This is a genomic window from uncultured Cardiobacterium sp., assembly GCF_938028185.1.
Taxonomy (GTDB): Bacteria; Pseudomonadota; Gammaproteobacteria; order Cardiobacteriales; family Cardiobacteriaceae; genus Cardiobacterium.
Window position 1 is genome coordinate 1 of record NZ_CALJAH010000057.1, and the last position, 7,316, is coordinate 7,316.

Below are 7,316 nucleotides of genomic sequence, written 5' to 3' on the forward strand. Positions count from 1 at the left end.
TTTTGTCGGTGGTGTTGTGCAGGCGCAGGGTGAAGACGCCGCTGTCGTCCTGGCTGAGGTAGCGCGGGCTTTGTAGTTCGGCGACTACCGGGGCTTTGACGATGGCGGTTTGTTCGGCGCTGCCGGTTTTGTCAGGGTTCCAGGCGGCGGTCATGACGCGCAGGCGGCCGTTGTAGTGCGGTATGGGCACGGTGTATTGGAGGTTGCCGTCGGTGTTGAGTTTGAGCGGGCCGCTCCAGTTGGCGATGAGGGTGAGGTCGAGGTCCGGCAGGGCGGCAAGTGCGGCTTGATCCACCGGGTTTTCATCGCCGTCGGCACCGCTGCGCAGTGCGGCGAGGCGGGCGTTGGTCTGGCGGATGATGTTGCCGAAGGTGTCGTACAGTTCCAGGTTCAGGTTTTTTTTGCCGTAGAAGGCCTGAAGCGGGTCGCTGAAGCTGGGCGCGGTCAGTTGGTAGAGGCCGTCGTCCACCACGGCGATGTTGACCCAGGTGTTGTCGCCCGCTTCGGGGACGTGGATGTCCACGGTGAGCGGTTGTTCGGGCTGGGCGTTTTCCGGCAGTTTGATTTGGGGCGCGAGGCGGCGGTGCGCGAGGTCGGCGCCAAGCCAGCGCAGGCCGACGGCACGGCGGTTGTGGTCGTCGTTTTTGTCGTTCCAGGCGTTGGCGAGCAGCCAGATGCCTTGTTCCCAGCCTTCTTGCCACGGGATTTGCAGTTGTGCCTTGCCGTTTTTGAGGGTGATGTCGTGGCTTTCGCTGATGGTGTCGCGGCTGGCGATTTTGACGCTGGCGGCGCCGTCAAAGGGCGCTTGCAGGTTGAGGGTGATGGTGTCGCCGTTGTGGTAGGTTTCGCGGTCGGTGGTGAGGGTGATGGTGGACGGGTTGTTGTTGCCGGGGTTGCCGTACCAGCCGCGGGTGATTTCGAGGCTGGCGGCGCTCGCCGGGTCTTTGCCCTGGGCTTCGAGGATGTAGATGCCGTTGTCCAGCGGCAGTTCGAGGGTCGCCGGGGTTTTGCCGTCGGTGGCGATGGTGCCGGTTTTGACGGGGTGGCGGGTGTCGTTGTCGTTGTAGCGCCATTCGCCGTCGTCGTAGTACCAGTACCAGTCGCGCGCTACCTGGTAGAGGGTCCAGTTGAGGTTGTCGCCCTGTTGTTCGCCTTTGTCGTTGATGACGGCGATTTGCGCGGTGTTGTCGCCGCTTTTGAGGGCGATGTAGGGTGCGCTGCGCGGCAGCAGGGTGGTGTTTTCGGCGCCGATGGTGCTGCCATCCGGTGCGGTGAGGGTGCTGGTGACTTGTAGTGCTTGCGGGCGGGTGTCGAAGGGGCGGTCGAGGGTGATGTCGATGTGGCGTTTGCCGTCTTTGTCGGTGGTGCCGGCAGCGATGCGTTGTTCGTCGTAGGCGGCGACGGTTTCGTCGTGGCGGCCGATTTGCCAGCCGGTCCAGGCCGGGTTGGTTTTGGCGAGATCGCCGTGGGTGATGCGCCAGACGCCGTCGTTTTGCAGGTCGGCGGCAGGGGCGCCGTAGAGCCAGTCGGCTTTGAGGTCGATGCTGGCTTTGTTGTCGCCTTCGGTTTTGACGGTCAGGGTATTTTCGATTTGGCGCGGGATGATGCTGTCCACGCGGTAGGTTTCGTCCACGAGGCGCGCGCCGTCTTTGCCGAGGCTGATGCGGATTTGCCAGTTGCCGAGGCGGGCGTTGTTGGCGATGGCGCTGCTGTAGCGGTAGGCGCCGCTGTCGTCGGCTTTGAGCAGTTCGCTGTGGACGAGGTTGCCGTCCGGGCGGCGGATTTCGAGCCAGAGCGGGCTGTCGCTCCAGGCTTTGCCTTCGGGGGTTTTGAAGAGCCAGAGGGCGTTGATGGTGTCGTTCGGGCGGTACACGCCGCGGTCGTGCCAGCTCCAGTGGCTCAGGGTCGGGTTGGCGGCGGGTGCGCCGTCCAGGCCTTTGTCGGAGAGGTCGATGCCTTGTCCGGCAACGCGCAGGTAGGCGAGGTGTTCGTCGTGCTGGCTGACGAGGTGTCCGGGGGCGTCGGAGCCGTTGCCGCCGGTTTGTGCGGCGCTGAAGCGGGCGATGCCTTGTGCGTCGGTTTTGGCTTCGCCGAGGACGCGGTTGTTTTGGGCGTAGAGGGTGACGGTTTGTCCGGCGACGGGCTGGTTGTTGCGCAGGTCGCGCAGCTCGGCGAGCAGGCCGTCGCGGGTCTGGTAGGCGGTGAGTCCCTGGTCGGTGACGGTGAAGCCCATCAGCGCGGTTTGGTATTGGTCGGGAACGCGCAGGGTGAGGACGTACACGCCGCTGCGGTTTTCTTTGCCCGCCATGTCGGCAAAGGCGATGCGGTTCTGGACGACGCTGTTGCGTTCGCTTTTTTCGGGGTTGAAGCTGCCGCTCCAGATTTTGCTGGCGTTGGCGTCGAGGTCGTAGGTGTTGAAGTAGTCGGGGTTGTCGATGGCGTCGTGGATGTCGCCGGCGAGGTTGTTGCCGGGGATTTGCCACAGTTCGAGTTCGATGGTGTCCACGTTGCTGCTTTCGACGGTCAGCGCCGCATCGGGGTCAAGTACGAGGGTTTTGCCACGGGTGGCGAAGCGCACCATCGGTTCGCGGTCGCCGGTGCTGATGGTGCGCTCTTCGGCGCGTCCCAGTTCGAGGTGGTTTTGTGCGGTCAGTTTGGGGTCGATGCGGATTTTGTAGTCGCGCTGCCAGACGCCGTTGTAGCAGATTTTGTCGCCGCTGTAGCGCGCTTCGCCTTCGGCGGCGGGTTCGATGGTGATGCGTTTGCGCCAGTCTTGTTGGGGTTCGGCGAGGAGGGTTTCGCTAAATTCGAGGCAGATTTGCGGTTTGTCCTGTTGTTTGTCCACGTCAACGTTGGCGAGTTTGAAGGTGAAGCGGTCCAGCAGGGCGTTGTATTGTTCTTTTTGGTTGCCTTCAAATTCGGGCGCGAGTTTTGCCAGCGCGGCCAGGGCGAAGGGGATGCTGTCGCGGTCGGTTTCCATGATGCGTTCGTACAGCGCGAGGTTGTCGCCCAGCCAGGCTTCGCGTGAGTTGCGGATGTTGGGCGAGGAGGCAAGCAGGGCGCGGTAGGCGATGCCGCGCGGGTCGTCGCTGTAGCGGGTGCGCTCTGCCAGTTTGCCGAGCAGTTCGCCGGGGTTTTGCAGGTGGGCGAAGTCTTTGCTGGCTACGCCTTTTTTGCTTTTGCTGTATTTGGCGTTTGCCCGCCAGGTGCGGATGTCGGCGTCGGCCAGGTTGGCAACCGGGCCGGTGCCGTCTTTCAGGTATTGGTTGATGTCCGCTTCGGCCTGGTTGCGCGCGGCGACAAGGCTGTCTTCACTCCAGCGGGCACTGGCGTGGGCAAGGCTGATGGCGCCGATCAGGGCGGCGAGCAGGGTTTTTTTGAACATGAGAGTGTCTCTTGTGGGTGAAAATTGGCGCGGATTTTAGCAAATCCGGCGGGGTTTTTTGGGGGAGGGCTGTGGCTTTATTTTTCTTGCTGCGGCAAGGGGTTGATTTCCGTCATCGGTGGCGCGGGCGGCGGGTGCTATTCTTGCCGCCGTTTTTTCAGGAGTCTGTTCATGTCCCGCTATCCCGCGATTCTCAATCTGGGTTTTCGCCTCTTTTTTTTCTCCGCGACCGCTTTCACCGTGCTGACCATGCTGGCGTGGCTGGCGGTGTATCAGGGTCATCATGCCACCGTCGGCGGGCTGGTCGCGCAGTGGTGGCACGGCCACGAGATGGTTTATGGCTACGCCGCCGCAGTCGTCACCGGTTTTTTGTTCACCGCAGTGCAGAACTGGACCGGCGTGCCGATGCCGCACGGCTGGCCGCTTTTTTGCTACTGGCTGCCGTGGTTCGCGGCGCGGCTGCTGTTTGCCTTCGCACCGGGCGGGTATGTTGTTGCCGCCTGCTGCGATTTGCTCTTTGCCCTCGGCGGCTTTTATGGCGTCGCCAAACCGGTAATTGCGGTGAAGCAGTGGCGGCAAATGGGGCTGGTCTCGAAAATGGCGCTGCTTGCCATCGGCCAGATGCTGTTTATCGCCGGGCTGCTCGGCTGGGGTAACGGCATCCGTTTTAGCCTCTATCTCGGCGTGTTCGTCATCCTCGCCATCGTCCTCACCATCGGGCGGCGGGTGACGCCGTTTTTCACCGAACGCGGCGTTGGTTATCCCTTCACCCCGAAAAACAGCGCGCTGCTGGACCGTGCCTGCCTCGCCACCTTTACCGCTTTCTTTATATTGAAGGTGTTTACGCCGTGGACGGCAGCGGCAGCGCTCTTCGCCCTCGCCACCGCCGCCTGCAACGGCTGGCGTCTCGCCGGCTGGTACACGCGCGGCATCTGGCACCGCCCGCTGCTGTGGAGTATTCACCTCGCCTTCGCCGCGATGATTTTCGGCTTTCTCCTCTTTGGCAGCCAACTGTTCTGGCCGGTGGTGAGCGATACCCTCGCCCTGCACGCCCTCGCCCTCTCCGGCATCGGCCTGCTGACGCTGTCGATGATGGCACGGGTCAGCCTCGGCCACTCCGGGCGCAATATCCACGAACCGCCGCGCGTCGCCGTCATCGCACTCTACCTGCTCTGCGCCGGGTTCGTCTGCCGCGTGCTGCTGCCGCTCGCCCTGCCCGCGCAATATTTATGGTGGATTGGCTGCGCGCAGGTGCTGTGGGTGGTGGCATTCTGCCTGCTGCTGCACGGTTACACGCTCATCTGGTTTCGCCCGCGCATTGACGGTAAGCCGGGGTGAGGATTATTCCGCCAGCTCAATCACCCGCGGCAGGTGGTCGCTGTCGCGTTCGTCGCTGACGAAGCTGCGTGCGCTCAGACCGCCTTTCAGGAAAGCGTGATCGAGTGCCTTGTGCGGCCTCCAGCTAGGAAAGGTCGGGCTGGTGTCGCCGAGGCGACGGTAGCCGTGTTCGGCGAGGATGCGCAGTTGCGGCGCATCCGGGGTGCAGTTGTAATCGCCGGTGATGAGGACGTTTTCCCAGGCGGCAAGCTGGCCGCGGATGAAGCGCAGTTGGCGGTGCTGGTCGAGCGCGCCGAGGCTCAGATGGATGTTGGCGACGACCAGCTCGCCACGGGTGGTTGCAACCGCCGCCGCCAGTACGCCGCGACCGGGGATGCGCGACGGCAGCGGGCGGTTCAGCACTTCGCGCAGCGGCATTTTGCTCAAAATGAGGTTGCCGTGCAGCGAGAGTTTGCCGAGGCGGCGATTGGTCTGGGCGAGGCTGTATGGCAGACCGGTCAAGTCACGCAGTTGTTCGACGTGGTTGCGAAAGCCGTTGCGCAGGCCGCCGAGGTCAATTTCTTGCAGGCAGATGAGGTCAAACTGGCTGATGTAGGCGGCGATGCGGGCGAGGGTCTTGCGTTTGGCCGGGCCGGGCAGGATTTGCCGGTGCCATTGCCAGGTGTAGCTCAGGTAGCTGCGCGCGTTAATCGCCGCCTGGATGTTGTAGCTCAGGATGCGCATGGGGGCTGACCGTCGGCGTCTTGCAGCGCGAGCAGGTCTTCCGCGCCCATACTGAGGCGAAACCGCACCGCGTCCGGCCAATCTTCGCCCATCACCGCTGCCGCTTGTACCAGATAGGCGCGGGCGGTGTCGGCGTCATGCACGCCGCCCGCGATGACAAGGCCGATGTCGCGCGGGGCGGCGGCAAGGGTATTGAGCAACAGCAGTGCCGCTTCCGGCGTCGCCCCTTTTTCGGCGTAACCGCTTGAGGTTTGCAGCATATCCGCCCCGGCACGAATGGCAGCTTCGGCGCTGGCGAGAATGTCGCCATCGGCCAGCACGCCGGTTTCGAGGATGACGCGCAGGCGGGTGTCGTGGTCGTGGCAAAACTGGGCGACGCCTTCGCTGAGCTCCAACGCGCTGCTGGCGTTGTCGTTGATAAAGGCGCGGTAGGGGAAAACGAAGGCGATTTCATCGCCGCCGTCGGCGAGGATTTGCCGCAGCGTCGCGTAAATTGCCTCCTGCGATTGCGCCCCGTCGGGGAAATTGACGACGCTGGCGACCTGCACGGCAGCAGGGAGCGCCCGCCGCGCCTGGGCGACAAACGGCGGCGGTACGCACACCGCGGCGCAGTCCGTCGCTTGCAGGCAGAGGGCAGCGATGCTGCTTTCGTCCTCCGTGGCAGAAAGGGCGGCGAGTTCAAGCAGGGCAGGGGGGAAGGGCATGGCGTTCTCCGGTGTGAAAATGGCGACAGCATAAGGGATTTTTGCAAGAACCGCTTTACAAGCCGCTGCGGGCGCGTACAATGCGCGCCCTTTGACGACATCGCCCGCGATCCGAAGCACGAGGCTTCCCCTGATTGTTGCCGATGAAATGAAAATTCCGGCAACCCTCATCTTCGTAACCCTCACGGCGCTGCGGTCGTCATGGTTTGCCATTGCCCCACACACCGGAGCCATCCATGCAAACCTTCACCGACCTGAGTCTCCCCGAAGCCCTGCTCAAGGCCATCGCTGCCAGCGGCTACACCACGCCGACGCCCATCCAGGCACAAGCCATCCCGCTCGCCGTCGCCGGGCGCGACCTGCAACTCTCCGCGCAAACCGGCAGCGGCAAAACCGCCGCCTTCGTCCTGCCGATTCTCACCCGCCTCGTCACCGGCGAAAACAAGGGCAAACGCCCGCGCGCGCTCATCCTCACCCCGACACGCGAACTGGCGCTGCAAGTGCATGACCAGGTACGCAAATACGGCAAAGAACTCAAATGGTTGTTCTCCGTGCCGCTGGTCGGCGGCGCGCCCTACGGCGGACAAATCCGCGCCCTGAAAAAAGGCGTGCAAATCATCGTCGCCACCCCCGGCCGCCTGCTCGACCACCTGCGCGACGAACGCATCGATTGCAGCGCGCTCGATATGCTCGTCCTCGACGAAGCCGACCGGATGCTTGATATGGGCTTTGCCGACGACCTCAATGCCATCATCGAAGCGCTGCCGGAGGCGCGGCAGACCATCATGTCATCCGCCACCTGGGACGGCGCCGTCGGCAAAATCGCCCGCCGCTATACGCGCGAGCCGGAGCGCATCGCCATCAAGGTCGAAAGCGCGCACATCGAAGAAAAAGTCTATTTCTGCGACAACGCCGACCACAAAAACCAAATCCTGGAGCATCTCGTCGCCGACCCGGAAATGGGGCAGGCGATTATCTTCGCCGCCACCAAGCGCGCCAGCGAAGAAATCGCAGACCAACTGCGCGACAACGGCTTCCGCGCCCGCTACCTGCACGGCGACCTGCCGCAAGTCAAACGCAACCGCATCGTTGAAGACCTGCGCAAGGGCAAATGCGACATCCTCGTTGCGACAGACGTCGCCGCGCGCGGCATCGACGTCCCCGCC

5 protein-coding genes are annotated in these 7,316 nt (G+C 63.5%); 2 read left to right on the top strand and 3 right to left on the bottom strand.

The genetic code is table 11. The features are described from left to right. A partial coding sequence (locus Q0349_RS01885; RefSeq protein ID WP_298079137.1) for an MG2 domain-containing protein occupies nt 1-3,385 on the bottom strand: 3,385 nt, incomplete at its 3' end. Between the two features lie 171 nt (nt 3,386-3,556). Between Q0349_RS01885 and Q0349_RS01890 the strand changes: the two genes are divergently transcribed. Then, nucleotides 3,557-4,723, top strand: a complete 1,167-nt coding sequence (locus Q0349_RS01890) for an NnrS family protein (protein WP_298079138.1) — start codon at nt 3,557-3,559, stop codon at nt 4,721-4,723. 3 nt (nt 4,724-4,726) lie between these two features. Here the strand turns inward: Q0349_RS01890 and Q0349_RS01895 are convergent, their stop codons facing one another. Both Q0349_RS01895 and deoC read right to left on the bottom strand, forming a co-directional pair. Further along, the gene (locus Q0349_RS01895) at nt 4,727-5,446 is read right to left on the bottom strand and encodes an endonuclease/exonuclease/phosphatase family protein (protein ID WP_298079139.1); all 720 of its coding nucleotides are present in this window, start codon (nt 5,444-5,446) and stop codon (nt 4,727-4,729) included. Further along, nucleotides 5,434-6,150 carry a deoxyribose-phosphate aldolase gene (gene deoC / locus Q0349_RS01900; RefSeq protein ID WP_298079140.1) on the bottom strand — a complete coding sequence of 239 codons (717 nt, stop codon included), beginning with the start codon at nt 6,148-6,150 and terminating at the stop codon, nt 5,434-5,436. Before deoC ends, Q0349_RS01895 begins: the two co-directional genes overlap by 13 nt. Before the next feature lie 236 nt (nt 6,151-6,386). Here deoC and Q0349_RS01905 point away from each other — a divergent pair. After that, nucleotides 6,387-7,316 (top strand): DEAD/DEAH box helicase (locus Q0349_RS01905; protein ID WP_298079141.1); only part of this gene is annotated, 930 nt, incomplete at its 3' end.

Bases quoted from the DNA above. Each gene is read 5' to 3' on its own strand.
- Q0349_RS01890 (WP_298079138.1), top strand. From the start codon at position 3,557: ATGTCCCGCTATCCCGCGATTCTCAATCTGGGTTTTCGCCTCTTTTTT.
- Q0349_RS01895 (WP_298079139.1), bottom strand. From the start codon at position 5,446: ATGCGCATCCTGAGCTACAACATCCAGGCGGCGATTAACGCGCGCAGC.
- deoC (WP_298079140.1), bottom strand. From the start codon at position 6,150: ATGCCCTTCCCCCCTGCCCTGCTTGAACTCGCCGCCCTTTCTGCCACG.